Genomic DNA, 25,766 nt, shown 5'->3' with positions numbered 1-25,766 from the left:
CGAGCGATCAGAGGTTGCCCGCGACGAGCGCGCGCATCAGCTTTTCTTTCAGATCCTTCGGCTGGTCGAGCCCGAGCCGCTGTATCAGCTCGGGTTTGGGCTTCGCGCCAAAGCCCCGGATCAGCGATGCAAGCAGCGCCAGCGGCGCCTTCTGCTGCGCCTTGAGTTTCATCAGCCCCTTGGCAATCGCCAGCTCGGTGTCATCCAGATCGGTCCCGAAGGGGAAGTCCGGCAGTACACCCTTGGCGCGGAACTCGGCCAGGTGTTGCGACAGTACTTCGGGCAGGTTCTGCCGCTGTGATTCGGGAATCTGGTATTCCTTCTCGATCTTTCCGTTGATCTTGGCGCGCGCCAGCAGTTCGTCCTGGAAGCGCGAGTCGGTCACCGCGAGCAGGCGCTTGATCACTTCGGCATCCGACTGCCCGCGCACATCGGCGATGCCGTACTCGGTGATGTACACATCGCGCAGATGGCGTGGAATGGTGACGTGGCCGTAGCTCCACACAATGTTGGAGGTGGGGCGCCCGTCCTTGCCGATGCGCCAGGAGCGCAGCATCAGGATCGAAAGCGCACCGGGCAGGGTGTGGCCCATCGCGACAAAGTTGTACTGGCCGCCCACGCCGGAGACGAGGTTGCCGGTATCCAGCCCGTCTGACACTGCGGCGCCGAGCAGCGTGACCATCATCGTGGTGTTGATGAAGCGCGCGTCGCGCCGGTGGGTGGCGGCCAGTTGCTCCTGCCCCATCACCTGGTTGATGAAGCTGATGCGCGTCATGTTGATCTTGGCTAGCAGTTCGCGCGGCATCGTGCGCAGGCGGTTGTAGAAACGCGTCGGGCCGATGAAGAAGCCGCCGTGCATCAGGCGCCCGTGCGTGAGCCGATCGCCCAGCATCTGGGTCGCGACCGCATGGCGAATGCCGGCATCGGCAAGCGTTGCGGCAACCTGCGTTGTGCCGCGGATCAGGGCGCCATCCTCAAGGCGCACTTCGGCATGCAGGATGCCGAAATGCTTGAGGAAGTCGAAGTCAGCCTGCGACAAGGGCGATCCGATGACGCGCGCTTCGAGCAGTGCCGCGAGCATGGGCTCATCGGGAATCAGGCCGAGCTTGCCGGCATTGAGCAAGGTTTGCAGTGCGACGTTGTCGAACACTTCGCGGCGGATGATGCCGGCGTCGATCAGCTCCATGAAGCCGTTGACGAACATTTCACTGCAGCCGTAAAGGCCCTGCTTGAAGGGTTCAAGGTAGGTGTGGGTGCGCTGCAAGGGCCCGCCAAGGGCCTTGAGCATTGCGCGATAGGTGGCGTTGTCGCGATCGCGCAGAATCAGGGTCTGGGCGATGCCATCTCCGAGCGAACCGATACCGATCTGCAAGGTCCCGCCATCCTTCACGGTGGTGCTGGCGTAGAGCGCGATGCCGTAGTCCTGATCGTCCACCTTCATGTTGGGCGGCGCGAAGATCGTGTGCGTCGATGCCGGATCGTCGACCAGGATTGAGATGTCCTCCGGGCGCAGCACCGCATCGTTGGGCATGAAGGGCATTTCGCGGTTCACCACCGCAACCAGGTGAAAGTCGATGCCATCGACGTTGCGCGCCTGCTCAAGCGCATCGATGGTGAGGTCTGTGTTCGACGACATCGAGTAGCGCGGGCCATCCGGGGTCTCTTCCACCGCCACCGCCTGCGCGAAGACATTCACGCCCTGTGCCAGCGCATCACGCACGGCATGGGTGTAGTTGGAATAGACGTAGTGCGCCTGCGCGCTGGCATTGCCAAGGTACTCGCCGGTCTTGAGGAAGAACTCGCACACTTCCACATTGGGCGGCAGCTTGCCGCGCTTGACGTCGACCGAGTACTCCATGTCCGGATAGCTGCCGAACACCCGTTCAACGAATGGCCCGAGGAAGCGTTGTTCGAGTGAACTCTTGCCACGCGGGCGGTCGAGCGAGAGCGCGGTGAAAATCTTCAGGCGCAAGCTTGGATCTGCCTTGGCACGCCGATATAGGGCGTTGATCCAGGCGTTGGGCTTGCCGATCCCCAACGGCAAAGCCATCACGATCGTCTTGCCGACGCGTTCGATGAGCGCGTCAATAGAATCCTCGATGCGCTCGCATCGTAGTGGCGCGGTCATGTCTCTCCCCCTCATCGGTCTGTGCCGGTTCTTGATTGCCCGCGTGCTTGGGCATCGCGGGTAACTATATTGTCGGCTTTGATTGTCCGGCGCGACGTGCCAATTGTCATTGGCGGCCCGAAACCCGCTTGAGGCCAATCAAGCCACGCGCGGCAGCGGGCCGGGCGGTCGCGAATCAGCAGCTGGGCGTCGTCCGATTGACCGGAATCCGCGCGCGAACGCGCGATAATCGCAGCACCCCCGCCCCCCAGGTGCCCAATGTCGTCGCCCGCTCCGCTTACTCCCGCCATCGTCCTGAAACTGGTCGCCACCTGCGCATTCTGGGGCGGTGCTTTCATTGCCGGCCGCCATATTGCCCAGCAAATGCCGCACTTTACCGCAGCAACCGGGCGCTTCCTGTTCGCCGCCATCCCCTTGCTGCTCTACGCCCACCTGCGCGGTGAGCTGCGCCTGCCGAGCCGCCGCCAGTTGCTGGGCACCGCGCTGATGGGCGCTACCGGCGTGTTTCTCTACAACCTCTTCTTCTTCGGTGGGTTGGCCTACCTGCCGGCCGGCCGCGGCGCGCTGATCGTCGCGCTCTCGCCGGTGCTGACCCTGCTGACGGTGAAAGCCATCGCCCGCACGCCGCTGGTGATGCGTGAAGTGGGCGGGGTGTTGCTGTCACTGACCGGCGCGGCAGTGGTGATCACCCGCGGCGATCTGGGCGGCGCGCTGGCGCATGCGGTGGGCCGCGGCGAATTGCTGATGTTCCTCGCCATCCTTGCCTGGGTGGCTTACACGGTGATCACCCGCTACGCGGTGCGCGGCATGTCGGCGATTGCCGCCACCGCATGGTCAACCTTGTGGGGCACGCTGATGCTGGCCGCTGCCGTACCCTTCGAGCTGGCCGGCGGCGTGGCGGTCGCGCCGGACCTGCTGTCGTGGGTAGGCATGGCCTACATGGGCCTGTGCGGCACCGCGCTTGCCTTCGTCTGGTACACCGAAGGCGTACAGGCAATCGGCCCGGCACGCACGGTGCTCTTCACGAATCTGGTGCCGGTCTTCGCGGTGCTGTTCTCGGTGCTGCTGCTCGGCGAGCCCCTGCTGGTGTCGGCGCTGATCGGCGGCCTGATGGTGGTGAGCGGCGTCACCCTGGCCAACTATCAGCGCGTTCGCTAACGCCTCAGCGGCTTCAGCCACGCAGCAGGAAGGACTTCGCCGCCTCGATCGCGTGGGTGTCCGCGAGCACAGCGTCGGGCGCGCCACCCTTGCCCCACAGCGGGCCCATCCACTGCATGCCGAGGAATTCGGCGCACAGGCGATAGCTGTCGAACATCGGCTGCGCCTTGTCGCGATCGCCGCTGGTTGCAATCACCCACAGGCGCTTTTCGGCCATGCGGGCCTTGAAGTCGACGCCAGGCACGCGCATCCAGGCGCTCCACTGATCAAGGTAGGTTTTCATCGGCGACGGCACCGAAAACCAGTAGACCGGTGAGACAAAGACGATGTCGCTTGCCGCGAGTGTTGCTTCCAGCAACATCGCAGCGTCACCCTCGGGTGCGGGGTAGTGCCCGGCCGTATGGCGCAAGTCCACAAAGGCTGACTGCTGACACTGGGCCAGCGAAATCCAGCGTTGCGGCAGCTCATCGGGCAATGCGGCGGCGGCGATGCGGGCAAGGGTTTCGGTGTTGCCGGTGTGACCCGGCTCGCGCGTGCTGGCGCTCAGGAAGAGGAAGCTTTTCATCGGATCGGTCGTCATGCGGTGCATGCGCCAGCAACATGCCGGCGCCAGTTTTGGCGCGATTGTAGTCGCTGTGTATCAAGGCACCGACGCACTTACGTTTGCTGACATCCGGGCGATTGAACCGGTGCCGCAGCGCCCCATCTAATCGGCATCGTCATCGGCCGGCCATGCCGCCGGAGCCCCTCATGCCCATCGCCCTCACGATTGCCACGCTGCTGCTCGCGCTCTTGCACTACTACATCGGCAGCAGCCTGCTACCAGCGCTCGATCCTGGGGTGGTCGGCGAGGCCCTGAGCTGGCTGCTGTTGGCGGCCTCCACCTTGCTGATGCCTGCCTCGCTGTTCTCGCGCCGCATCGCGCAACTTGCGAACGCCGACCGGATCGCCTGGGCTGGCTCGCTGGCGATGGGCGTGTTCTCTTCGCTGCTGATCCTCACCCTGCTGCGCGATCTGCTGCTGGCTGCATTGGCCTTCACCGCGCCGGCGCTGCTCACCGCCGCACTGGCGTACCAGTCCGCCCTGGCGGTGGTCATGCTTGCCGCCGCGATCACGCTGGCCGGTTACATCAACGCCCGCCGCACCGCGAAGGTGGTGCAGGTCGATGTCCCGATGGCCAATCTGCCGCCCGAGCTGCACGGATTCACGATTGCGCAGATCAGCGACATCCACGTCGGGCCAACGATCAAGCGGGGCTATCTCGACCGGATTGTCGACCGGGTCAATCACCTGCAGCCCGATCTGATTGCGGTGACCGGCGATCTGGTGGACGGCAGCGTGCGCGACCTTGCGCACCACACCGAACCGCTCAAGCGGCTTGCCGCGCGCTACGGCACCTACTTCGTCACCGGCAATCACGAGTACTACTCCAACGCCCACGCGTGGATTGCCGAGGTCGAGCGGCTTGGCGTGCGGGTGCTGATGAATGAGCACGTGGTCCTTGAGCACCAGGGCGCCCAGCTCGTGGTGGCTGGCGTCACCGACTACACCGCCCACCACTTCGACCCCGCTCACCGCAGCGACCCGCTCGCAGCCTTGGCTGGCGCGCCGGCCGACGCCGCAGCCAGGGTGCTGCTCGCACACCAGCCGCGCAGCGCCGAAGCCGCCGCAAACGCAGGTTTCGACCTGCAGCTTTCCGGCCACACGCATGGCGGCCAGTTCTTCCCGTGGAACCTCTTCGTGCCGCTGCAACAACCCTTCACCGCCGGCCTGCACAAGCTTCGCGATCTGTGGGTCTACACCAGCCGCGGCACCGGCTACTGGGGCCCGCCCAAACGCATCGGCGCGCCGTCCGAGATCACCCGGCTGCGGCTGGTGCGCGCCTGAGCCAACACTCGGCAACAATTCGCGCTTTCGCCGGCGCCATGCGTATTGCATGATCGCGCGATCATTCGCGCAAGGAACACGCATGACGCTCAACCAAGCCCTGGCCGCATTGCTGGCTGCCACCCTCACCGCATGTGGCGGCGGTGGCGACGCCAGCACGACGCCCGAAGCGCCACCGGGCCCGCCGCAGCCGCCGGCAAGCGGCCTCTACGTCAGCCCGCAGTTCGACACCGCGCAGATGGCGCTGTATCTCGATGTGCCTTACTCGACGCGCCCGAACGAGGGCGGCGTGCAATACAGCTCCAGCCTGACCAAAAACCTCGAAATCGGCGGCGCCGAGCTGACCCTGGAACTTGACGTCGCAGTGCCCCCAAACGCGACCGCCAGCACGCCGCAACCCGCGATCGTCTGGATCCACGGCGGCGGCTTTGTCGCCGGCAGCAAGGAGGAGCGCCGCGACGATGCGATGAGCTACGCGCGCGCCGGCTATGTCGCCGCAACCATCAACTACCGCCTGACGCCCGACAACCAGGCCAACCCGGCGATCCGCGTGCGCGCGATCCAGCAGGCGACCGAAGACGCGATGAACGCGATCCGCTACCTGCGGGCAAACGCCGCGCGCTACCACATCGATCCGAACCGCATCGCGACGATCGGCACCTCGGCCGGTGGCGGCATCTCGCTGATCAACGCAATCGAAGCGGACACCCTGCTCAACACGGTGTCGGACTTTCCGGGCGTCAGCGCGCGGGTGCAGGCGGCGATCGCCACCGGCGCAACGCTCGGCGAATCGGGCATCGACACCAACAGCCTGTTCCACTTCGATGCCGGCGACAGCCCGGTGCTGCTGTTCCACGCCAAGGAAACCGACAGCGTGACCGGCGCAACCTGGAGCGGCAACGTACTGCCGACACAGAAGGCGATCGTGGACGCAGGCGGCAGCTGCACCGTGGTCGCGCAGGGCGACATGACGCATACCGTCGACCTCTCGCTCGGCGGCCGCTGGTGGACCCAGCTCAAACCCTTCCTGTGGGAGAAATTGCGACTCGCCGCGATGTAACGGCGCGCCCCGTCACGCCGCCGTGGCACGCGGGGTGCGTAGAATCGCGGGCTGATCTCTGCGAGAACCCGCCCGATGGCCGACCTGAGCTTCTACTGGCACGACTACGAAACCTTTGGCGTGATGCCGCGGCGCGACCGCCCGGCGCAGTTCGCCGGCGTGCGCACCGATGCCGAACTCAACGAGATCGGCGCGCCGCAGATGATCTACTGCCTGCCAGCGCCGGATTACCTGCCGGACCCCGAGAGCTGCCTGCTCACCGGCATCCTGCCGCAGACCTGTCTCGAACGCGGCCTGCCCGAACACGCATTCGCAGCGGTGATCGAGCGCGAGCTGGCCACACCGGGCACCGTGGGCGTCGGCTACAACACCCTGCGCTTCGATGACGAAGTCACCCGCCACCTGTTCTGGCGCAACCTGATCGACCCCTACGCGCGCGAGTGGCAGAACGACTGCGGCCGCTGGGATCTGCTCGACGTGGTGCGTTGCATGTACGCATTGCGGCCCGAAGGCATTGAATGGCCCAGGCACGAAGATGGCCGCCCGTCGTTCAAGCTCGAACACCTCACCGCCGCCAACGGGCTGGCACACGAAGCGGCGCACGATGCGCTGTCCGACGTGCGCGCAACAATCGCGCTGGCGCGCCTGATCCGCGGCCTGCAGCCACGCCTGTGGGATTTCTGCCTGAAGCTGCGCAAGAAAGACGCGGTGCTGGCCGAGATCGATCTCGCCAACCCGAAGCCCTTCCTGCATGTGTCCGGCATGTTCGGGCCGGAGCGCGGCTGCATCGCCATCGTGTGGCCGCTTGGCCCGCACCCGACGAACAAGAACGAGATCATCGTGTGGGATCTCGCGCAGGATCCGGGCGAACTCGCCACGCTGGATGCCGCCACCGTGCGCGAGCGCATGTTCACGCGCACCGACGCGCTGCCCGAGGGCGTCACGCGGCTGCCGATCAAGACCATCCACATCAACAAGTCACCGGTGGTGATTGGCAACCTTAAAACGCTGAGCCCCGCGATGGCCGAGAAATGGGGCGTCGATGTCGCGCAGGCGCTGCGCCATGCCGAAGCGGCGCGCAACATGAAGCCGCTGACCGCACTGTGGCGCGAGGTATTCGCGCGCCCGGCCCCGGAAACGCCGACGGACGTCGACGAAGACCTCTACGGCGGTTTTGTCGGCAATGGAGACCGGCGCGTGCTGAACCAGCTGCGTTCGTTGGACGCGGCCGAACTGGCTAGCGAAAAGGTGAGCTTCGCCGATGGGCGACTCGAAGAACTGCTGTTCCGCTATCGCGCACGGAACTTCCCCGCCACGCTCAGCGAGAGCGAGCAGGCACGCTGGGAAATGCACCGCATCGCCCAGCTGCATCAGGGCGTGGGCGGCGCGCGTTCTCTGCCGGCCTTCTTCGATCGCATCGACGCACTGAGCGAAACGGCCGACGAGCGCGGCGAAGCGATCCTCGGCGCGCTGTACGACTACGCCGAGGCGATCGCGCCGCCGGCCTGACTCAGCGCAGCGGGATCACGATCGGCGCAATCCCGATCGTGATCGCCGGGCGGCCGTAGTAGGGCGGTGGCGGTGGGGGCGGCGGATAGTAGCCGGCGTGCCGGCAGTGAGGGCTGTGAACATGGCGCCAGTGGGCGTGCTCGCGCCATCGGTATTCGTCCTGCCACTGCCGGTAACGCCATTCGTCCCGATAGCGGTCACGTCGATGGTGCTCGTCCCAATCATCACCATGGCCATGATGATGGCCCCGGCCATGCGCCATGGCGCCCGAAGCGGTCAGCATGCCAAGCGCCAACAAGGTGGCGCGAATGAGGGGTTTCATCGGATTCTCCAGCCGGGGTGGCGCAGGATTGCGCCCTATGCACCTCAACGTGCGAGGTGCTGGCTGGGCTGAATCTCGAAATGTAAATGTCGTAAGCGGACGTTTCGGCGCACACGGCGGCGCGGTGCGAGGCGCTCAGAAACGGCGGCGTTGCGGCGTGGCAGGCCCGCGCGCTTCGATGGCACGGAAGGTGATGCGGCCCTTGGTCAGATCGTAGGCAGACATCTCCAGCGTGACCTTGTCGCCGGTGAGGATGCGGATACGGTGCTTGCGCATCTTGCCCGCGGTGTAGGCGATCAACTCGTGCCCGTTGTCCAGCGTGACACGGAAGCGTGCATCCGGCAGCACTTCGGTGACCTGACCGTTCATCACGATCGCTTCTTCCTTCGCCATATGTTTGGCTCCTTGGGCAATTCAGAAACGAAAAGCCCGGCAATTGCCGGGCTTTTCGGTGGCATCATCCGCCGCACAGCGGGGCGGGATGCGGGAGTACGCAGGTGGCAGGCGAAACTGCCTGCCTCAAGCAATTACTCCGGGCGGATGTTCGAGGCTTGATCGCCCTTCGGACCCTTGGTCACGTCAAACGAGACGCGCTGGTTTTCCTGAAGGGTCTTGAAGCCACCACCCTGGATTGCCGAGAAGTGGGCGAACAGGTCTTGACCGCCGCCGTCCGGGGTGATGAAGCCGAAACCCTTGGAATCATTGAACCACTTCACAGTGCCGTTAGCCATTTTTGAAACTCCTGAATAAATAAAAAGAAAGCACAGGGGATTGCCCTGGTTGGGCGGTCGTCAAGGCGGCGGAACTATGAAGGCAGGAATACCGGAACTGCGGAAGGTACTGAACTAACAACAAAGACACTGCTTGATAAACGCGAGGCGAACCATGCGCCCTTTCGAACAGGAAAGCAATCTTTATTTCCAATATTTTCACTTCAGAAAAAATCCTTGCGTCGATTTGTCTCCGCAAGCAGCGGCGCTCAGCCGATAATCACGCATGACCGAAATCCACCACACTCCCGGCCCCGAGGCCATCGCCGCCGAGGGCGGCGCGCCCTTCAGCACCCTGGGTTTGCCGCCGGCCGTGCTGGCCAACCTGAGCCTGCTTGGCTACCACACGATGACGCCCATCCAGGCCGCGAGCCTGCCGCATTCACTCGCAGGCCGGGACCTCATCGCGCAGGCCAAGACCGGCTCAGGCAAGACGGCCGCGTTTGCGCTGCCACTGCTGATGAAGCTGAACGTGCGCAGTCTGGAAGTGCAGGCGCTGGTACTGTGCCCGACGCGCGAACTGGCCGAGCAGGTCAGTGGCGAAATCCGGCGCCTTGCGCGTGCCGAAGACAACATCAAGGTGCTGACGCTGTGCGGCGGTTCGCCGGCCAAGCCACAGCGCGTCAGCCTTGAGCATGGTGCGCATGTCGTGGTGGGCACGCCGGGGCGGGTGCTCGATCACCTGCAAAGCGGGGCGCTCCTGCTGCGCGATCTGTCCACCCTGGTGCTGGACGAAGCGGACCGCATGCTCGACATGGGCTTCAACGACGACATGGTGGCAGTGGCCAGCCTGTGCCCGCTCAGTCGCCAGACCCTGCTGTTCTCGGCCACCTTCCCCGACGGCATCGCGCGCATCGCGGCGCGCTTCCTGCTCACACCGCATGAAGTGAAGCTGGCCGAATCGCACGCCGCCGACAAGATCCGTCAGCGCTTTTACGAAGTCGCACCCGAGGCGCGGCTGGCGGGCGTGGCGCGCCTTTTACAGCACTACCGCCCGGTCAGCACGCTGGCCTTCTGCAACACCCGCCAGCAGTGCCGCGATCTGGTCGACACCCTGCAGGCGGCGGGCATCGTTGCGCTCGCCTTGCACGGCGAACTGGATCAGCGCGAGCGCGATCAGGTGCTGGTGCAGTTCGCGCAACGCAGCTGCTCGGTGCTGGTGGCCACCGACGTCGCCGCACGCGGGCTGGACATCGCCGATCTCGAAGCGGTGATAAATGTCGACGTCACGCCGGACCCGGAGATCCATGTCCATCGCATCGGCCGCACCGGCCGTGGCGATGCGCAGGGTTGGGCCTTGAGCCTGGTGAGCCCGAACGAAAAACGCCGCATCGAAGCGATCGCCACCGCACAGGGCTTCGTGCCGGAGTGGGCCACGCTCGACGAACTGGACGCCTCGGGCGAAGCGCTGCTGCCGCCGATGGCAACCCTGCAGATTCTCGGTGGCCGCAAAGAAAAGCTGCGCGCCGGCGACGTGCTGGGCGCGCTCACCGGCGAAGCCGGCTTCAGCCGCGAACAGGTCGGCAAGATCAGCGTGATGGAGCTCTCCACCTACGTGGCGGTGAATCGCGATATCGCCGACAAGGCCGTGCGCCGACTCAGCGACGGCAAGATCAAGGGCAAGCGCGTCAAGGTAAGGCGGCTCTGATCTGAACGTGCGCAAGGCCCGCTCCAACCCAAGCTCACACTTCAGATGACCCGCCCCGCATTGCTCGAATCGCGCATCACCGCCGATGGCCTGCTGGAATTCCACGCCGCGTTCCTGCAGGAACGCGGCGTGGTGCGCCTGCTCGAAGCTGCTGACGCCGACATCCACTACCTGATCCGCCTGCTGCGCGACGGCGAATACCCACGCCCCTTCGTGATCGACGACGGCAAGCTGCGGCGGCTGCACTTCACGCTGGCGCTGGTGCAAAGCGAGATGGACATCGCCGAGCCGTATGCGCTGCACGCCGCCTACACGCGCAAGATGATGGCCTTCCTGCTATTCCAGCCGCGGCCAAAGCATGTAGTGATCATCGGCATGGGGGGCGGTTCGCTGACCAAGTTCTGCCACCGCCACCTGCTGCGCTCGCGCGTGACGACGGTGGAAATCAGCGAAGATGTGATCGCGCTGCGCGAGCAGTTCGCGGTGCCGCCGGACGATGAGCGGCTCGCGGTGCTGTGCGCCGATGCGGTCGAGTATTTCGCCAGCACCGAGGATCGTGCCGACGTGGTGCTGCTCGACGGCTACGACGAGAACGGCATCGTGCCGGCCTTCTGCGACGAGCGCTTCTACCTGAACATCCGCGCCCGCCTCAAACCAGCCGGCATGCTGGTCTGCAATCTTGCGGTGAAGGGTGAAGACAGCGCCGCCCACATCGACCTGCTGCGCGAGGTGTTCCGCGACCGCCTGATCGTTCAGGAAGTGGCCGGCGACGGTAACCGCATCGCCTTCGCCTTCAATGACGAAGGCTACCCACCCGACTGGGCGGCGGTGGATCGTGAGGCGCGCGCCTTGTCGCAGAAGATCGGGCTCGACTTCAGCGGCTTCGCACAGAAGCTCGCCAAGAGCGCCCAGCGCGAGCGTCGGCGGCGTTAGCGCGCGGATTTACATTCCGTGTGAATTCAGAGGTGGCGATGTCGCTACCCATTCGGCATCATGCGCGGCGACCCCAACACACATGAGGCAAAACAATGCTGCCCAAGTACTCCAAGCGCCTTTCCCGCCGCCTGCTCGGACTCGGCTTCGTCCTGCTCGGTTTGGGCACGACCCCGGCAATCGGCGCAACCGGCCCGGATCACCCGGAAGTTCCGCCCTACCCGGGCGCCAAGATGGACCACTACGATTTCAAGGAGTACGAGGAGTTTCAGCTGATCCTCAGCAAGCCCTACCGGCGCGGCGGCGACTACGTCGCCGACAAGCTGATGCCGCTCGAAGGCGCCGTCACCTACATTCACTACGACACGCCCAAGTCCGCGTCGGCGCTGCAGATCTTCCGCAACTACCAGTCGGCGCTGCGCCGCTCAGGCTTCACGGAGCTGTTCGCCTGCGAACGCCCCTGCACCGAATCCAACCTCAGCGATTTCCAGAAGCTGATGAAGGCGCGCGATCTGTACCTGAACTACAGCCGCGACAACCAGTACCTCGCCGCGCAGCGCGGCAACACCTATGTGTCGATGTGGGTGAACGACGGCGGTATTTGGCAGTTCGTGGTCGAGAAGGGCCAACTCGATGACGGGCGCATCGCCGTCAGCGGCAACAGCCCGATCGCCAAGTCGCTGAGCGAGAACGGCAAGGTGGACCTCTACGGCTTCCAGTTCGATACCGGCAAGGCCACGCTGACTGCCGCATCCGCCGCCACGCTGAAGGAACTGGGCAAGGTGCTGCAGGACAACCCCGCGCTGCAGCTGGACATCATCGGCCACACCGACGATGTGGGCGGCGCCGATGCCAACCAGCAGCTCTCTGAAGCACGCGCGAGCGCCGTCGCGATGGCGCTGGCCACCCAGCAGGGCATCGACATGGGGCGCCTGAACGCGAGCGGTCGCGGCATGACGCAGCCGCTGGCGCCCAACACCACCGACGCGGGTCGTGCAAAGAACCGCCGGGTCGAGATCGTCGCGCGCAGCACCGCAACGGCCAGCCAGGGCACCACAATCTCAGCCAACACCCCGCGCACGGCCCCCGCCACGCGGCAGGCACAGCAACAAGCACCGGCACAAGGCAACAATCAGGAAACGAGCAAGGGCATCACGATCAATGACGCAGTGAACGCCATCGACGCCGCCAACAAGCTCAAGGGCCTGTTCGGCCTGTAAGCAGCAAGCGCCGTTTGCCCCACAAGGCCGCCCCGCGCAAGCCGGGCGGCCTTGTCACATGACAGGCTCGAATTGCTGCAATCGGCCTGGGCTATGCTGCCGATCCCGCCCCGAGCCCGAAGCCGATGCCGCCTGCCGAACTTGCGCTGCAGATTGAACTGGAACGCGTCATCCGCCAGGGTGCGGGCCAGCTCGATGCGCAAGTGCTGTGCGAAGTGGCCAGCGGGCGCCATCGCTTTCCGGTGTATGCGATCAGCCTCGGCAACCCGGCCCCCGATGCCCCCGCGATCGGCTTTTTCGGCGGCATTCACGGCCTGGAGCGGATCGGCGCCGAGGTGGTGATCGAATTCCTGCGCAGCCTGGTCGTGCGCCTGCGCTGGGATGCGCTGCTTCACCGCCAGCTTGAAACCCTGCGTATGGTGTTCATGCCGCTGGTGAACCCGGCGGGTGTCTGGCGCAATACCCGCGCCAACCCGAACGGCGTCGACCTGATGCGCAATGCGCCGGTCGAAGCGCTTGAACAAGTGCCATTCCTGGCCGGCGGCCAGCGCATCACCCGCTGGCTGCCCTGGTATCGCGGCCCCCGCAACGCGCCGATGCAGGCCGAGAGCCTGGCCCTGTGCGATCTGGTCGAACGCGAACTGCTCTCGCGCCCCTTCAGCATGGCGGTGGACTGCCACTCCGGCTTCGGGCTGCGCGACCGCATCTGGTTCCCCTTCGCGCATACCTCCGAGCCAATCCGTCACCTGCCCGAAGTGCATGCGTTGAAGGAAATCTTCGACCAGACCCACGCGCAGCACAGCTACGTGTTCGAGCCGCAGAGCCTCAGCTACCTGACCCACGGCGATCTGTGGGACTACCTCTACCTGCGCGCCACGCAGTCCTCCGAACGTGTATTCCTGCCGCTCACGCTGGAGATGGGCTCCTGGCTGTGGGTGAAGAAGAATCCGCGCCAGCTCTTCTCGCGCCACGGCATGTTCAATCCCGGTATCGCGCACCGCCAGCAACGCGTGCTGCGGCGGCACATGCAATGGCTCGATTTCATGGCCCGCGCCGCGAGCAGCCATAGCCGCTGGCTGCCGGCGCCGCAGGAACGCGCGCGCCACTACGAACTGGCAATGCGCGACTGGTACGGCACGGTGACGGGCGCGACATGAAAGCCCGCCCGATCCCATGGGTCCTGCTGCGCGGCCTCACCCGTGAACAAGGCCACTGGGGCAGCTTCCCCGAACGCCTGCGCGCGGCACAAGCGGGCCACCCGGTGTACTGCATCGACCTGCCCGGCAATGGCATGCTCAACCAGCGCGAGAGCCCGACCCGCGTCGACGCGATGGCCGATGCCGCGCGCGCCGAACTGGCGCGACAAGGCGTCGCGCCGCCCTACCGCGTCATTGCAATGTCGCTCGGCGCCATGCTCACCGTATCTTGGGCGCAGCGCTATCCGCAGGAAGTCGCACGCGCGGTGCTGATCAACACCAGCCTGCGACCCTTCAGCCCCTTCTGGCAACGCCTGCAGCCGCACAACTACATGCCCTTGCTGCGCCTGGCCCTGCTGGGCGGCAGCGCGGCAGCATGGGAGCGCACCATCTTCGAGGCCACCACGCGATGCGTTGCCGACAACGCGGCATGCATCGAAGCCTGGGTCGCGCTGCGCGAGGCACGGCCGGTATCGCGCCGCAACGCGCTGCGGCAATTGCTGGCCGCCGCGCGCTACACCGCGCCCGTGGCCCGGCCGGCGACGCCCCTGCTGGTGCTCAGCAGCGCGAGGGATGCGCTGGTGAGCCCGCGTTGCTCGCGCACGCTGGCGCAGCGCTGGCAATGCGCCCACGCCGAACACCCGCATGCCGGCCACGATCTGCCGCTGGACGACGGCGACTGGGTGATCGCGCAGATCACGCGCTGGCTGGCCGCATCGCGCTGAGGTGGCTCACGAACTGCAGGACAGCGCCGAGCAGCCCGGCTTGCTGCGCGCCCAGTCCGGCCGCCGCGCGAACAGATCGGCATGCTCGGGCTGCTCGTCGTAGGGCTTGCGCAGCACGTCGAGCAGGCGTTCGATCTGCGAGGTATCGCCGGTGCTGGCTGCGTCGATCGCCTGCTGGGCGATCCAGTTGCGCAGCACGTACTTGGGATTGGCGGCGTTCATGCGTGCGATGCGACCCGCTGCCGCGTCGCCGTCTTCCCGCACCCGTGCCGCGTAGCGCGCCAGCCAGTCGGCCATCGCCCCACCATGCGGGCCATCGAGCGCGGCCGGGTCGTAGAAGGCGTCGCGCAGCGGCGCAATCTGCTCGGCGGCGCTGACACCCGCGCCAAGCGGGACTGCGGTAAGCGAGCGGAAGAAGATCGTCATGTCGGTTTCGGTTTGCTGCAACAAGCCGAACAGATCGGTGATCAGCCCGTCTTCGTCGTCGCCGCCACGGTCGGTGATGCCGAGCTTGTCGGCCAGCATCTGTGACCAGCTATCGCCGAAGGTGACGCGGTAAGTCTCCAGCCCGGCGCGCAGCGCGTCGTCGTCGCCCACCAGTTCGCTCAGCGCGCCGGCCAGGCGGGTGAGGTTCCAGTAGGCGATCTGCGCCTGCTGGCCGTAGCAGTAGCGGCGGCCCTGCGCATCGGTGGTGTTGGGCGTCCAGCCCAGATCGAAGTCTTCAAGCCAGCCGTACGGGCCGTAGTCGATCGTGAGGCCGAGGATGGACATGTTGTCGGTGTTCATCACGCCGTGCACGAAACCCACCCGCATCCAGTGCGCCACCATCACCGCGGTGCGGCGGCTGATCTCCTTGAACCAGGCGGCGTAGGTGGCGGGGCCGGGTTCGCCGAGCTCGGGGTAGTGGTGACGGATCACCCAGTCGGCCAGCGTGCGCAGGTTGGTGGCTTCATTCTCGGCGGCGAAGATCTCGAAATTACCGAAGCGCACGAAGCTCGGCGCAACGCGGCAGACCACGGCGCCCGGTTCGGTTTGCGGGTTGCCGTCGTAGAACATGTCGCGCACCACGCCATCGCCGGTGGCCACCAGCGAAAGCGCGCGGGTAGTGGGGATGCCGAGGTGGTGCATCGCCTCGCTGCAAAGGAACTCGCGCACCGACGAACGCAGCACCGCACGGCCATCGGCGTGGCGCGAGTAGGGCGTGCGGCCGGCGCCCTTGAGTTGCAACTCCTGCCGCTGGCCGGTGGTGTCGAGAATCTCGCCCAGCGTGATCGCGCGCCCGTCACCCAACTGCCCGGCCCACTGGCCGAACTGGTGGCCACCGTAACGCGCCGCGTAAGGCTGCATGCCCGGCAAGACGCGCGAGCCACCCAGCACCTCAGCGACCGGCCCTTCGCCGAGCGGCGGGCGTGCGATGCCAAGCAGGGCGCCAAGCGGATCGGACCAGGCCAGCAGCGCTGGCGCGCGCGTCGGGGTCGGCGAGACATGGCTGAACGCGGCGCCCGGCACCTGGCGCGGTACGTTCGCCCTGCCCGGGTCTGCGGCGTGCGAACGGACGAAGAGGTTGTCGAATTCAAGCGACTCGAAGGGGCGGAAGGCGGTGGCGGTCATGCGCGGTCCAGTCATGCAGCAGGGCGTTTCGGTCGGACAGCGATTGTGCGGCCAACGTTCCCGCGTTGCGGGGGCCGATTGTTATACCGGCACGCCGGGGTGGCTTGCTACACTCGCAGTCCCTGCTGCGCCTGCGATGCCGGAGTCCCGAATGAGCGATACCGATCTGCCGCCCCTGCCCGAACTGCGACCCGGCCGCTACCGGCACTACAAGGGCGGCGAATACGAGGTGATCGGCGTCGTGCGGCACAGCGAAACACTCGAAGCACTGGTGCTCTACCGCCCGCTCTACAAGGCCGGCGGCATGTGGGTGCGGCCCTTCGCGATGTTCATCGAGAACGTGGCGCACGAAGGCGTCACCCAGCCCCGATTCGCGCCGATCCAGTAAGCCTCAGGCCTTGCCGGGCGCGTGCGCCGGCAAGCGCAAGGTAACGCGGGTGCCGCTGCCCGGCTCACTCTGGATCTGGATCGTGCCGCCAAGCACGCCCCGCACCACGTTGTGCGCCAGGTGCAGGCCAAGCCCGCTGTTGCCCTCGGCCAGCCGGGTGGTGAAGAAGGGCTCGAAGACCTTGTCGATCAGTTCCGGCGCAATGCCCGGGCCGTTGTCGCTGACCACAAACTCGATGCTGCCCGCTTCAAGTTCGCGCGCCGCCAGCTTCAGCGCGGGCGAAGCGGTGCCCTTCACGCCGTGCACCAGAGCATTGTCCACCAGCGCCGCAAGCGCTTGCTGCAAGGGCCCGAGGTAGCTGTCGAGCGTCAGGTTCTCGGGCGCGTCGACCGAGATCTCGCAACGGTTTGCCCGCAGCTCCAGGCCGAACAGATGGGCCACATAACGCAGCGCGTCGGCCGCTGCAAAGCTGCAGCGCGTGGCCTGCGGCTACTCGGCCGCGACGGCCTTGAAACTGCCAACGCGGCTGGCGGCGCTTTCGATCGCCTGCACCAGAAGTCGGGTGGCGTCCATCATGTCGGTCGTGAAACTGCTGATGTCGGACCGGCGCAGCGGCCCGGCCGCCTGCAGCGTGAACTGTTCGCAACGCGACTGCAGCGTTGTCGCCATCACCAGCGCATTGCCCAGCGGGGTGTTGAGCTCATGCGCGATGCCGGCCACCATGCGCCCGAGGCTGGCAATGCGCCGTGCCTCCAGCAGCTCGCCCTGGGCACGCTGCAGTTCGTTGAAGGCCCGCGCCAGTTCGAGATTGCGCCGATCCAGATCGCGGGTGCGCTCCTCCACCCGCCGCTCCAGCGTGCGGTTGAGCAGTTCGATACGCGCATTCGAATCGGCCAGTTGTTCGATCCGCTGGTGCTCGGCTTCGTCCATGCGGGCGCGCTCGATCGCGATCGCTGCCAGCTGTGTGGATGCATGCACCGCAGCGCGGTGAAACTCGCCGGCGCCGCGTGGCTGGCCAAAATACAGCGCAAAGGTGCCAAGGATGCTGCCCGCGCGGGCACGGATCGGCGTGGACCAGCACGCGCGCAGGCCGTGCGGCAGGGCCAGGCCTTTGTAGGCCGCCCACAGCGGATCATTGGCGATGTCGGTGACCTCCACCGCTTCGCCGCGAAACGCCGCCGTCCCGCAAGAGCCAACGCAGGGGCCGATCTCGACACCATCGATTGCGGCGGTGTAGGCCGCAGGCAGGCTGGGCGCCGCGCCGTGGCGCAGGTGCGTGCCATCGAGCAGCAGCACCGAGCAGCGGACATCGCCTGCGAGGGCCTCGACCCGCCGGCACAACAGATCAAGCGTCTGATGCAGCGGCAAGCCTACCGCCACGGCCTCCAGCACTTCGTTCTGCAGGCTCAGCAGATCGGCGACTCGATCCGGGCATACGATTGCCTCGGCACTCAGGGCTGGACGCATGGTGGCCCCCCGCACGTCTTGGGAAGGGTGCTGGCCGATGCGAGCCCAGTGGTTCGCCGACCAACGCCCAATCATGCGCCGGGTCGCGCGCCTGCGACAAGCGCCGCCGCAAGTCCGCCCCACCCAGTTGATGCGACGGGGGCTACAAGCGGCGGCCAGATCGGGCGAGAATGGCGGGCTATCCAATCCGCTCCGGCAAACTGCAACCATGAAAATCGAAAAGAACACCGCCGTCACCCTGCTGCTGAAGGTGACCGACCCCAAGGGCTTGTTCATCTACAACGATGGCAAGCAAGCCATGGCCTACCTGCATGGCGGCTACGAGAACGTTTTCCCGAAACTGGAAGCAGCGCTCGAAGGCCAGGAAGCCGGCTTCTCGGTGACGCTGAACCTGCCGGTGGAAGACGCCTTTGGCGAGCGCGACGAGAGCCTGATGCAAACCATGCCCAAGAGTGAATTCCCGCCCGGCGTGAAGGTCGGTGGCCAGCTGCAGCGCATGGGGGCCGATGGCGAGATGCGTTACTTCTTTGTCACCAAGATCAAGGGCCAGGTCGTGATGCTGGACGGCAACCACCCGCTGGCCGGCAAGCCCTTGCGCTGCAGCGCCAAGGTGCTGGACGTACGTGCCGCGACCGTGGAAGAGATCGAGCATGAACATGTGCACGGCGACCACGGCCACCAGCACTAAGCAGCGATCCGGCTGCTGACGCACAAGCCCGCCCCTGGCGGGTTTGTGCTTTCCGGGCCTGCCGGCGCGCGCGGCCGCGCCAGCGTCAAGACAGACCCGGCCTTCTGCGGGCACACTGCGTCCGCCCCCAATCCTGAATCTGCCCGCCCCATGAACGACAACACCTTCATCGTGATCTTCAGCGGCCGCTGCCTGAGCGGTTTTGACGAGGCGGCGGTACGCGAGTCGCTGAGCACCCAGCTCAAGCTGACCGCCCTGCAGATCGACGCCATGTTCGTCGGGCGTGCGGTGGCAATCAAACGCAAACAGTCGCTGGAGCAGGCCGAACGGTTGATGGCGCGTTTGCGCGACATCGGCATGGACGTCACGATCAAGCCGGACCTTGCCGCCGCGCCGCCTGCAGCCCCCGCGCCGCAGGCCGTGCCGGCCCCAACCGAATCTGGCCTTGCACTGGCGCCGCAGCAGCCCCCGCCCCGCCTCACCGGCGAGAAGATCGGTTGCTATCGCTGCGGCACACCGGTCGAAGCGCCCGGCTTCTGCGCAGCCTGCGCGGCCAGCAATGGCGCCGCACCCAGCACCGGGCTCGCAAGCGAGGCGGACGCCCTCGCGCCGGAGCCCGGCTACAGCGACACCCGCTTCTGGGGCATCAGCCTGGATGGCCGCATGGGCTGCCTGCGCTATGTGTGCTTCATCAGCCTGCTGTTCCTCGTGGGCCAGCTCAGCGGCGCCGCGATCATGCTGCAGGCCTTCGAAGGCGGCTTTCGCAACGCAGCGAGCAATGCCGGCATCGTTGCGGTGCTGCTGCTCTACCTGTTCATCCTGCTGCTTGGCGCGCGCCTGAGCGTGCTGCGCCTGCACGATCTGAACCGCAGCGGTCTCTGGTTGCTCGGCTTCCTTGCGCTCTTCGGCGCCCTGCTGGCGGCCGGCGAAACCGGACGAACGCTGGCCAGAACCTTGGGTTTCTGGGCGCTTGTGCTGTTGATGGTGATGCCAGGCTCGGCGGAGGCCAACCTCTTCGGCGACCCCGACGCCCCGCCGCCGGGCTGGCTGAGCTGGTTGAACCTGGGCTCACGGATCGGCCGCTTGCGCTATGCCTCTTACAGCGCACTGGCGGCCGTGGTGGTGATGCTGGTCGCGGTGGTGGTGATCGAGCATCTGCTCAGCCAGGCCACCTTTGGCGGGCTGACGGCCATCATGACGGCGGGCATGAGCGTGCTGTCGATGCTGCCCACGCTGGTGGTGCTGACCCTGGTTGCAGCCTTGCGCCTGCTCACCCTGCGATTGCGCGACCTGGGGCTCAGCGGCCAGTGGGTCGTGCTCTTCGTCGCCAGCATCTGCCTGCTCAATCTCTTCACCGGCGGCGTCTTCCAGTTGTTCCGCCTGCACGACTACGTGCTGGGCCTTGAACTGATGCTCGCGATCACCGTCTATCTGAGCCTGATGCTGATCCCCGGCAACCCGGCCAGCAACGCGTTCGGCGAGCCCGAACACGATGCGCAGGGGCCGCTCAAGCTGCTGGGAATCGGCTGCCTGGTCCTGATCGGCCTGCTGGCGCTGTGGATTTCGAACCTGGGCATGGCCGCCAAGCACCTGATGGTGACGGCCGACCTGCAGCGCGCCGGCGCTTCGTCGGCTGCCGACACTGGCGAGAGCGTGGCCGAGCGCGTCGCCCGGCAAGGCTGGGTGGTCATCTTCCGTGATCATGACTGCCCCGAGTGTGAGGACATTGCCGCCAGCTTTGCCGCCGTCAGGGGCGATGTGCTGATCTACTTCTGCAATGTGCGGCAGCCCGGCAATGCCGGTGTGGCATGCCGCTCGGCCCTGCTGGAAGAGGCCGGCAACGTGCCGCTGCCGGTGATCGCGCGCTCCTGTGGCCCCCTGATCGAAGGCTACAAGCCCGACGCGATCAAGGCCGCCATCGAGTCCGGCACCCTCGCCAGTTGCCCGCGCCGCATCGGTACCCCGCCGGGCCGCGCGCCGCTGGTCTACGACGTGAAGATGCTGGGCACGGCGGGCCTGCCGCCGGTCACGCTCTACACCCGCGTCGATTGCCCCGAATGCAATGAAAGCCGCGACTGGCTCAAGAAGCGCAATGTGCCGTTCAGCGAGTGCAACCTCACGCTGGGTGCTGGCTGCAATCCGAATGCGCCAGGCGGCAACCGCCCGCGCCAGGTGCCCCAGGTATGGGTGGGCGACTACCCGGCTTTCGCCGACCCGCAGTCGCTTGAAGAAGCCTTTGGCTTCGCGCCGCGCCTGCTCACCGGCGTGACACCGCCGCGGCCCGCGTCGCCCTTTGTCACCGGGCTCAAGCTCTTCACCCTCGTCGGGGTCGCCTGGATCGGCCTGAGCTGGTTCCGCCGCAAGCGGCAGGCCGAGGCCTGAGCCCCGCCTGTACGCGGCGGCGCCGGCCTGGCACGACCTGCCCCGCGCCGCCGGGTACTATCTGCCTTTGCCCATCTGAAAAGCTGCGACCCGCGAATGCAAAACGAAGTCAAAGACCAGCCCGTACGTGCCGTTGTGGCGGCGGTACAACTGCCTAACGTCAGCGATATCGAGTTCGAAGCCTCGCTGACCGAGCTGCGTGAGCTCGCCAAGACGCTGGGCCTGACGGTGGTTCGCACCTTTACGCAGAAACGCAGCGGCTTCGACCAGACCGGCTACCTTGGCGTCGGCAAGCGGCAGGAAATCCACGCCTATGTCACCGGCGAAGCCGGCTTCGACGAGATGGACGGCACCCCGCTGTCGGTCGACCCGGAAGGCGGCGACATCGAATTCGTGCTGGTCGATCACGAGATCTCGCCGTCGCAGGCGCGCAATCTTGAGCTGGCCGTGGGCTGCGAGGTGATGGACCGCACCATGGTGATCCTCGAGATCTTCCACCGCAACGCACGCTCACCGGCCGCCAAGGCCCAGGTGGAAATCGCGCGCCTGGGCTACATGGCCCCGCGCCTGCGCGAAGCGGCCAAGCTGGCCGGCCCGCAGGGGCGCCAGCGCAGCGGCGTAGGCGGACGCGGCGCCGGTGAATCGCACACCGAGCTGGACCGCCGCAAGATCCGCGACCGCATCGCCGAACTGCAGCTCGAAATCGTCGGCATGAACGCCACGCGTGAAACCCAGCGCGCCCGCCGGCAGGGTCGCCAAAGCCTGCCCAGCGTCGCGCTGGTCGGCTACACCAACGCCGGCAAGTCCACGCTGATGCGTGCGCTCACCGGCAGCGAAGTGCTGGTCGCCAACAAGTTGTTCGCGACGCTGGATACGACCGTGCGCGCGCTCTACCCGGAAAGCGTGCCGCGCATCCTGGTCAGCGATACCGTGGGCTTCATCAAGAACCTGCCGCACGGCCTGGTGGCCTCGTTCAAATCCACGCTCGATGAAGCGCTGGACGCCGAGCTGCTGCTGCATGTGATCGACGCCAGCGACCCCGGTTTCGAGCGCCAGCTGATGGTGACCGACGAAGTGCTCAAGGAAATCGGCGCCGACACGCTGCCGCGCATCCGCGTCTTCAACAAGATCGACCATGTCGGCGACGCCACCGCGCAGGCCGAATGCGAAGCCGCGTTGCGCGCGCAGTACCCGGACTGCGTGGTGATGAGCGCACGCAGGCCGGAAGACGTGGCGCGCATGCACGCCACCATCGTTGCCTTCTTCCAGCGCGATCTGGTCGAAATCGAACTGCTGCTGCCCTGGTCGGCGCAGCAATTGCGCAAGGACATCTACGAAACCTGCCAGGTACTTGAAGAGCGCGCCGACGAAGACGGCGCTCACTTCAAGCTGCGCGGTGAAGCTGTGGCGCTCGAACGCCTGCGCGAACGGGTCGGCCACACGCTCTGAGGCGGCGCGCCCAAGGCCCCCTCAAGCGAGGGCCTGCAACACCCGCCCATGGCGAGCGAGCGTCTCACGCAAGGGCGCCGTAGCCGCCGTGAAGGGCAAGCGCAGATCGGCGGCGCACCAGCCCTCGCCCTCAAGCCAAGCCTTCAAGGGGGCCGGATTGGGTTCTGCGAACAGGGCCGCGATCATTGCCTGCAGCGACACCGCAATCTGCCGCGCCGCATCCACCTGCCCCGCCCGCAGCAGGGCATGCATCCGCACATGCAGATCGGGGCGGATGTGCGCCGAGGCGGCGATGCTGCCGTGCGCGCCGAGGCACAGCGCAACGAAATTCTGGCTGTCGTCGCCCGACAGCACCCGCAGCGGCGTTTCGTGCACCAGGCGCATCAGGCGCTCGGGGCTGCCACCACATTCCTTGATGCCGGCGATGCGCGGGTCCGTCGCGAGTGCCTGCAGCGTTTCCAGCTCCACCGTCACACCCGTGCGGTAGGGGATGTTGTAGACCAGCAGCGGCAGATCGGCCGCCTCGGCCACCACCTCGAAGTGCCGCCGAATGCCCGCTTGCGCGGGGAGCACATAGGCCGGTGGCGTCACCAGCAAACCCTCAGGGCGCAATGCCGCAAGGGCCCGCGCCTGCGCGGTGGCCGCGTCGGTTGAAAACGCGGTGACACCCAAGACGATCGGCAGCGCAGGGGCTGCCCGGCGCAAGCTGGCAAACACCGCTTCCTGCTCGCCCGCGCGGAGCAAGACCCCCTCGCCGGTCGTGGCGCCGGCCACGAAACCGGCGATGCCCTGCCCCGCAAGATGCTGCGCCAAGCGTTCAAGCGCCGGGTGATCGACCCGATCCTCGCGGAACGGGGTGACGATGGGAATCCAGAGACCTTCAAAAATCGATTGCATGCTTGCCTCCTTGTGAACGAATGGTTAACACCGTTCCGTCGGGCAAGGCATCGATTCGGGGGTCAAACAGACTTGCGAAACGACTGGCTGATCCCGTCCGGCATGCCGCCCGACGGGACACGACTCCCCGTCAGCGGAGCAGACGTTTTTTGGATTTCAGCCCGCACAGGCGCGCGTCTGCTTCGGCCGGGAAGGCCGCAGTGCAGGCTCGGATGGCAAGCGCGTTGTGCATGATGGATCGAGAGGTCGACACGTAAGCTGAGCCCGCAGTCTAGTCGCGCTGCGTTGTGCCGTGAAGCCCTGTCGCAAACAACACGACAGGGCTTCACACACTTCAGCTTGGATCAAGCCGGCGCAGCGTCGTCGGGCAGGAAGCGCTCGCCACGGAACACCCGAACCGGATTGCCGCGTTCAACACCATGGTGAAAGATCCGCCGCTCGGCACGCAAGGCGCCGGCTGCCTTGTCGGCCTGTTCGGCAAGCTTCTGTTCGATCAGCAGCGTGGCAAGCCGCTTGTTGGCATGCTGGCTGCGCTGCGACTGAACCTTGACGCTGATGCCGCTGGCACTGTGCGTTGCGCGGATCGCGGAGTCGGTTTTGTTGACGTGTTGCCCACCCGGGCCAGAGGCTCGACAGGCTTCAAAGCGGATCTCGCCAATCTGCGCAGGCGGCGGTTCGTCGTACACCGCCACGCCGATGAACCAGTTCTTGCGTGCGTGACCAGGGCGGAACGGGCTCGCGCAGATCCACTGCACTGTCCCTGCCCAGCGGCGCGCAAGCGCGGCGGCCTGTGTGCCCTCAAGGGTCACCGTTGCCGACAGGTAGGTCCCCTTGCGCGCACCGGTAAGGTGTTCGACAAGCTCAAGCCGCACGCCATCAGCATTCGCTTCGCGCTGCAGTTGCTCGAGTGCCTTGGCGACCGCCAGCGCGCATTCAAGCGGCCCCTGCGAGGCGGATAGTTGCATCAGGATCATCAACACGCCTCCCCGCTGGTCTTGTAAGTCAGCACTGGCTTGAGCCTTGCCAGCACGCGGATCACGCCAGCACCCAGCAGTGAGTCGATGACGGTGTCGATCGGCTTGTAGGCTTCCGGCGCCTCCTCGAAGATCAGGCTGCGATCCTTGCAGACGACGTGGCTACCGAGCGCGGTGCGGCTCAATTGCTGCAGGGAGTACCGGGCGGAAAGCCGGTCCTTGCAGTCGCCGCGCATCCACTTCCGGCCGGCCCCATGCGCCAGCGAATAGAGGCTCGCCGCATCGGCAATCGGCTCGACGAGGAAGCTGTAGTCGCCACGTGAGCCGGGGATCACCACCACCCCCGCGTCGGCCGGTGTAGCGCCCTTGCGGTGCAGCCAGCCGGCCTCGCCGGCCACTTCGGCGGGTGCGAGCAGGTTGTGGTTCAGATCAAGCACCGCTTGGCCCTCGCCGCGCAGGCGTTCGAGCATCCGCAGCGCGATCAGGCGCCGGTTGAGCTGAGCGAAAGCCAGCGCCTGCGCGTGGCGCGCGAGGTAGGCGTCGCTCTCTGCGCTGCTTTCGACGAGCCCAGCATGGTTGAAGCGCACCACATGATCGCGCAGGATTTCCTGCCCCAGCCCACGTGAGCCGCTGTGTACCAGCAGCAGAAGCCGCCGCTTGTCGACACCCAGGCGCTGCAGCGCCGGCGCATCGAGTACGCGATCGATCTCCTGCACTTCGGCGAAGTGATTGCCGCCGCCGATGGTGCCAAGCGAGGCTTCGTAGCCGCTGGGTGCGAGGGCCTCCGCGGCGATCAGCTCGCGCCAATCCTCGCCAAGCGGCCCGTCGATATTGCCCAGCTTCTTTTCGAGCTTGTCCGCCGAGTGTTTGCTGCGTTCGAGCGAGGTCTGCCAGAGCGCCATGCCGCAGCCGATGTCGTTGCCGATCAGCGCCGGGTAGTAGCGGCCGCACGAGAAGAACGCCGCGCCGACCGGGTAGCCACGCCCCGGATGCAGATCCGGCATGCCGACGACACGGCGCATGCCTTCGAGTTTTGCAGTGTTTTGTAACTGCTGGATCGCGTCACCCTCGATCCAGGTTTTTGCCGAGGCGAGCAAAGAAACGCCCTCAGCCAATTGCTGTATGAAATTGCCCATTTGCCAATCCAGAATTGATGGAAGAAATGCGTGGCAGGCCGAGGCCGGGGCAAATCACGACAGCCGTCGCGAGCGCGACGGTGGGGAAGTTAAACCGGGCAGGACCTGCAAAGTGAATGGCAGCGATACGTCATGGTGCGTTCTCCTTTGCAAGTTGAAGTGGATGTGAGGGGCGGATGCTAAAGCCCCGCGCAGCGGACTGGCAAGCGGCACGCCGC

Annotated in this window: 24 protein-coding genes; 13 read left to right on the top strand and 11 right to left on the bottom strand. The window is 66.2% G+C overall.

From position 1 onward, the window contains the following. Positions 1-7 precede the first annotated feature (7 nt). On the bottom strand, positions 8-2,128 hold the full coding sequence (locus OPU71_RS09355; protein WP_267727650.1) for an acetyl-CoA hydrolase/transferase C-terminal domain-containing protein: 2,121 nt from the start codon (positions 2,126-2,128) through the stop codon (positions 8-10). Between the two features lie 258 nt (positions 2,129-2,386). On the opposite strand from OPU71_RS09355, the gene OPU71_RS09350 reads away from it, so the two are divergent. Continuing rightward, positions 2,387-3,286 carry a DMT family transporter gene (locus OPU71_RS09350; protein WP_267727648.1) on the top strand — a complete coding sequence of 300 codons (900 nt, stop codon included), beginning with the start codon at positions 2,387-2,389 and terminating at the stop codon, positions 3,284-3,286. A gap of 13 nt (positions 3,287-3,299) precedes the next feature. Here OPU71_RS09350 and OPU71_RS09345 read toward each other — a convergent pair whose 3' ends face one another. Continuing rightward, positions 3,300-3,866 carry a flavodoxin family protein gene (locus tag OPU71_RS09345; protein WP_267727646.1) on the bottom strand — a complete coding sequence of 189 codons (567 nt, stop codon included), beginning with the start codon at positions 3,864-3,866 and terminating at the stop codon, positions 3,300-3,302. Positions 3,867-4,036: 170 nt separating this feature from the next. On the opposite strand from OPU71_RS09345, the gene OPU71_RS09340 reads away from it, so the two are divergent. The 3 genes from OPU71_RS09340 (at position 4,037) to sbcB (ending at position 7,742) form a co-directional block, all read left to right on the top strand. Further along, entirely contained in the window at positions 4,037-5,173 is a 1,137-nt protein-coding gene (locus OPU71_RS09340; protein WP_267727644.1) for a metallophosphoesterase, read from the top strand. 82 nt (positions 5,174-5,255) lie between these two features. Next, on the top strand, positions 5,256-6,233 hold the full coding sequence (locus tag OPU71_RS09335; RefSeq protein ID WP_267727643.1) for an alpha/beta hydrolase fold domain-containing protein: 978 nt from the start codon (positions 5,256-5,258) through the stop codon (positions 6,231-6,233). Between the two features lie 75 nt (positions 6,234-6,308). After that, a complete protein-coding gene (gene sbcB, locus OPU71_RS09330) occupies positions 6,309-7,742 on the top strand; it encodes an exodeoxyribonuclease I (protein ID WP_267727642.1) in 1,434 nt (477 codons plus the stop codon). A gap of 1 nt (position 7,743) precedes the next feature. Here sbcB and OPU71_RS09325 read toward each other — a convergent pair whose 3' ends face one another. The 3 genes from OPU71_RS09325 to OPU71_RS09315 all read right to left on the bottom strand — a co-directional run bounded on the left by OPU71_RS09325 (position 7,744) and on the right by OPU71_RS09315 (position 8,795). Then, positions 7,744-8,064, bottom strand: coding sequence for a hypothetical protein (locus tag OPU71_RS09325; protein ID WP_267727640.1), 321 nt, complete (start codon positions 8,062-8,064; stop codon positions 7,744-7,746). A 135-nt stretch (positions 8,065-8,199) separates the two neighbouring features. Continuing rightward, positions 8,200-8,457, bottom strand: coding sequence for a translation initiation factor IF-1 (gene infA, locus OPU71_RS09320; RefSeq protein ID WP_267727638.1), 258 nt, complete (start codon positions 8,455-8,457; stop codon positions 8,200-8,202). Between the two features lie 134 nt (positions 8,458-8,591). Next, positions 8,592-8,795: a cold-shock protein gene (locus tag OPU71_RS09315; protein ID WP_267727636.1), complete on the bottom strand. Its 204-nt coding sequence runs from the start codon at positions 8,793-8,795 to the stop codon at positions 8,592-8,594. Positions 8,796-9,060: 265 nt separating this feature from the next. On the opposite strand from OPU71_RS09315, the gene dbpA reads away from it, so the two are divergent. The 5 genes from dbpA (at position 9,061) to OPU71_RS09290 (ending at position 14,556) form a co-directional block, all read left to right on the top strand. After that, positions 9,061-10,482 carry an ATP-dependent RNA helicase DbpA gene (dbpA, locus tag OPU71_RS09310; protein WP_267727634.1) on the top strand — a complete coding sequence of 474 codons (1,422 nt, stop codon included), beginning with the start codon at positions 9,061-9,063 and terminating at the stop codon, positions 10,480-10,482. A gap of 45 nt (positions 10,483-10,527) precedes the next feature. Then, positions 10,528-11,415, top strand: a complete 888-nt coding sequence (locus tag OPU71_RS09305) for a spermidine synthase-like protein (protein WP_267727631.1) — start codon at positions 10,528-10,530, stop codon at positions 11,413-11,415. 95 nt (positions 11,416-11,510) lie between these two features. Continuing rightward, positions 11,511-12,635, top strand: a complete 1,125-nt coding sequence (locus OPU71_RS09300; protein ID WP_267727629.1) for an OmpA family protein — start codon at positions 11,511-11,513, stop codon at positions 12,633-12,635. A gap of 125 nt (positions 12,636-12,760) precedes the next feature. Beyond that, complete coding sequence (locus OPU71_RS09295) at positions 12,761-13,792, top strand: M14 family zinc carboxypeptidase (protein ID WP_267727627.1); 1,032 nt, start codon at positions 12,761-12,763, stop codon at positions 13,790-13,792. Continuing rightward, positions 13,789-14,556 (top strand): alpha/beta fold hydrolase, encoded by a 768-nt coding sequence (locus OPU71_RS09290; RefSeq protein ID WP_267727625.1) that lies wholly within the window; start codon positions 13,789-13,791, stop codon positions 14,554-14,556. Before OPU71_RS09295 ends, OPU71_RS09290 begins: the two co-directional genes overlap by 4 nt. A gap of 6 nt (positions 14,557-14,562) precedes the next feature. On the opposite strand, the gene OPU71_RS09285 is transcribed toward OPU71_RS09290, so the two are convergent. Then, positions 14,563-16,167: a protein adenylyltransferase SelO gene (locus OPU71_RS09285; RefSeq protein WP_267727623.1), complete on the bottom strand. Its 1,605-nt coding sequence runs from the start codon at positions 16,165-16,167 to the stop codon at positions 14,563-14,565. Positions 16,168-16,318: 151 nt separating this feature from the next. Here OPU71_RS09285 and OPU71_RS09280 point away from each other — a divergent pair, with 151 nt between their 5' ends. Then, a complete protein-coding gene (locus OPU71_RS09280; protein ID WP_267727621.1) occupies positions 16,319-16,555 on the top strand; it encodes a DUF1653 domain-containing protein in 237 nt (78 codons plus the stop codon). Between the two features lie 3 nt (positions 16,556-16,558). On the opposite strand, the gene OPU71_RS09275 is transcribed toward OPU71_RS09280, so the two are convergent. Then, on the bottom strand, positions 16,559-16,996 hold the full coding sequence (locus OPU71_RS09275; protein ID WP_267727619.1) for a sensor histidine kinase: 438 nt from the start codon (positions 16,994-16,996) through the stop codon (positions 16,559-16,561). Positions 16,997-17,044: 48 nt separating this feature from the next. Next, entirely contained in the window at positions 17,045-18,022 is a 978-nt protein-coding gene (locus OPU71_RS09270) for a GAF domain-containing protein (RefSeq protein ID WP_267727617.1), read from the bottom strand. A 208-nt stretch (positions 18,023-18,230) separates the two neighbouring features. Between OPU71_RS09270 and OPU71_RS09265 the strand changes: the two genes are divergently transcribed. The 3 genes from OPU71_RS09265 to hflX all read left to right on the top strand — a co-directional run bounded on the left by OPU71_RS09265 (position 18,231) and on the right by hflX (position 22,541). After that, positions 18,231-18,710: an FKBP-type peptidyl-prolyl cis-trans isomerase gene (locus OPU71_RS09265; RefSeq protein ID WP_267727615.1), complete on the top strand. Its 480-nt coding sequence runs from the start codon at positions 18,231-18,233 to the stop codon at positions 18,708-18,710. Between the two features lie 150 nt (positions 18,711-18,860). Next, complete coding sequence (locus OPU71_RS09260) at positions 18,861-21,092, top strand: DUF805 domain-containing protein (RefSeq protein ID WP_267727613.1); 2,232 nt, start codon at positions 18,861-18,863, stop codon at positions 21,090-21,092. 96 nt (positions 21,093-21,188) lie between these two features. Further along, positions 21,189-22,541: a GTPase HflX gene (gene hflX, locus OPU71_RS09255; RefSeq protein ID WP_267727611.1), complete on the top strand. Its 1,353-nt coding sequence runs from the start codon at positions 21,189-21,191 to the stop codon at positions 22,539-22,541. A gap of 21 nt (positions 22,542-22,562) precedes the next feature. Here the strand turns inward: hflX and dapA are convergent, their stop codons facing one another. From dapA to OPU71_RS09240, 3 genes are all read right to left on the bottom strand, one after another. Continuing rightward, entirely contained in the window at positions 22,563-23,438 is an 876-nt protein-coding gene (gene dapA, locus OPU71_RS09250) for a 4-hydroxy-tetrahydrodipicolinate synthase (protein ID WP_267727609.1), read from the bottom strand. A gap of 344 nt (positions 23,439-23,782) precedes the next feature. Then, positions 23,783-24,412: a peptide chain release factor H gene (prfH, locus tag OPU71_RS09245; protein ID WP_267727607.1), complete on the bottom strand. Its 630-nt coding sequence runs from the start codon at positions 24,410-24,412 to the stop codon at positions 23,783-23,785. Continuing rightward, entirely contained in the window at positions 24,412-25,548 is a 1,137-nt protein-coding gene (locus OPU71_RS09240) for an RNA ligase RtcB family protein (RefSeq protein WP_267727604.1), read from the bottom strand. The genes prfH and OPU71_RS09240 overlap by 1 nt, the downstream gene beginning before the upstream one ends. Between the last annotated feature and the right edge of the window lie 218 nt (positions 25,549-25,766).

It is taken from the genome of Niveibacterium sp. 24ML, from assembly GCF_026586805.1.
Lineage (GTDB): Bacteria > Pseudomonadota > Gammaproteobacteria > Burkholderiales > Rhodocyclaceae > Niveibacterium.
The sequence above is the reverse complement of the archived record's forward strand: the minus strand, read 5'-3'. Positions and strand labels throughout refer to the sequence as shown.

Coding starts and splice junctions, on each gene's coding strand:
- OPU71_RS09355 (WP_267727650.1), bottom strand. CDS start 2,128: ATGACCGCGCCACTACGATGCGAGCGCATCGAGGATTCTATTGACGCG.
- OPU71_RS09270 (WP_267727617.1), bottom strand. CDS start 18,022: ATGCGTCCAGCCCTGAGTGCCGAGGCAATCGTATGCCCGGATCGAGTC.
- OPU71_RS09305 (WP_267727631.1), top strand. CDS start 10,528: ATGACCCGCCCCGCATTGCTCGAATCGCGCATCACCGCCGATGGCCTG.
- OPU71_RS09335 (WP_267727643.1), top strand. CDS start 5,256: ATGACGCTCAACCAAGCCCTGGCCGCATTGCTGGCTGCCACCCTCACC.
- OPU71_RS09325 (WP_267727640.1), bottom strand. CDS start 8,064: ATGAAACCCCTCATTCGCGCCACCTTGTTGGCGCTTGGCATGCTGACC.
- prfH (WP_267727607.1), bottom strand. CDS start 24,412: ATGATCCTGATGCAACTATCCGCCTCGCAGGGGCCGCTTGAATGCGCG.
- dapA (WP_267727609.1), bottom strand. CDS start 23,438: ATGCAATCGATTTTTGAAGGTCTCTGGATTCCCATCGTCACCCCGTTC.
- OPU71_RS09265 (WP_267727615.1), top strand. CDS start 18,231: ATGAAAATCGAAAAGAACACCGCCGTCACCCTGCTGCTGAAGGTGACC.
- OPU71_RS09290 (WP_267727625.1), top strand. CDS start 13,789: ATGAAAGCCCGCCCGATCCCATGGGTCCTGCTGCGCGGCCTCACCCGT.
- infA (WP_267727638.1), bottom strand. CDS start 8,457: ATGGCGAAGGAAGAAGCGATCGTGATGAACGGTCAGGTCACCGAAGTG.
- OPU71_RS09315 (WP_267727636.1), bottom strand. CDS start 8,795: ATGGCTAACGGCACTGTGAAGTGGTTCAATGATTCCAAGGGTTTCGGC.
- OPU71_RS09340 (WP_267727644.1), top strand. CDS start 4,037: ATGCCCATCGCCCTCACGATTGCCACGCTGCTGCTCGCGCTCTTGCAC.
- OPU71_RS09345 (WP_267727646.1), bottom strand. CDS start 3,866: ATGACGACCGATCCGATGAAAAGCTTCCTCTTCCTGAGCGCCAGCACG.
- OPU71_RS09350 (WP_267727648.1), top strand. CDS start 2,387: ATGTCGTCGCCCGCTCCGCTTACTCCCGCCATCGTCCTGAAACTGGTC.
- OPU71_RS09240 (WP_267727604.1), bottom strand. CDS start 25,548: ATGGGCAATTTCATACAGCAATTGGCTGAGGGCGTTTCTTTGCTCGCC.
- sbcB (WP_267727642.1), top strand. CDS start 6,309: ATGGCCGACCTGAGCTTCTACTGGCACGACTACGAAACCTTTGGCGTG.
- OPU71_RS09300 (WP_267727629.1), top strand. CDS start 11,511: ATGCTGCCCAAGTACTCCAAGCGCCTTTCCCGCCGCCTGCTCGGACTC.
- hflX (WP_267727611.1), top strand. CDS start 21,189: ATGCAAAACGAAGTCAAAGACCAGCCCGTACGTGCCGTTGTGGCGGCG.
- OPU71_RS09280 (WP_267727621.1), top strand. CDS start 16,319: ATGAGCGATACCGATCTGCCGCCCCTGCCCGAACTGCGACCCGGCCGC.
- OPU71_RS09285 (WP_267727623.1), bottom strand. CDS start 16,167: ATGACCGCCACCGCCTTCCGCCCCTTCGAGTCGCTTGAATTCGACAAC.
- OPU71_RS09295 (WP_267727627.1), top strand. CDS start 12,761: ATGCCGCCTGCCGAACTTGCGCTGCAGATTGAACTGGAACGCGTCATC.
- dbpA (WP_267727634.1), top strand. CDS start 9,061: ATGACCGAAATCCACCACACTCCCGGCCCCGAGGCCATCGCCGCCGAG.
- OPU71_RS09260 (WP_267727613.1), top strand. CDS start 18,861: ATGAACGACAACACCTTCATCGTGATCTTCAGCGGCCGCTGCCTGAGC.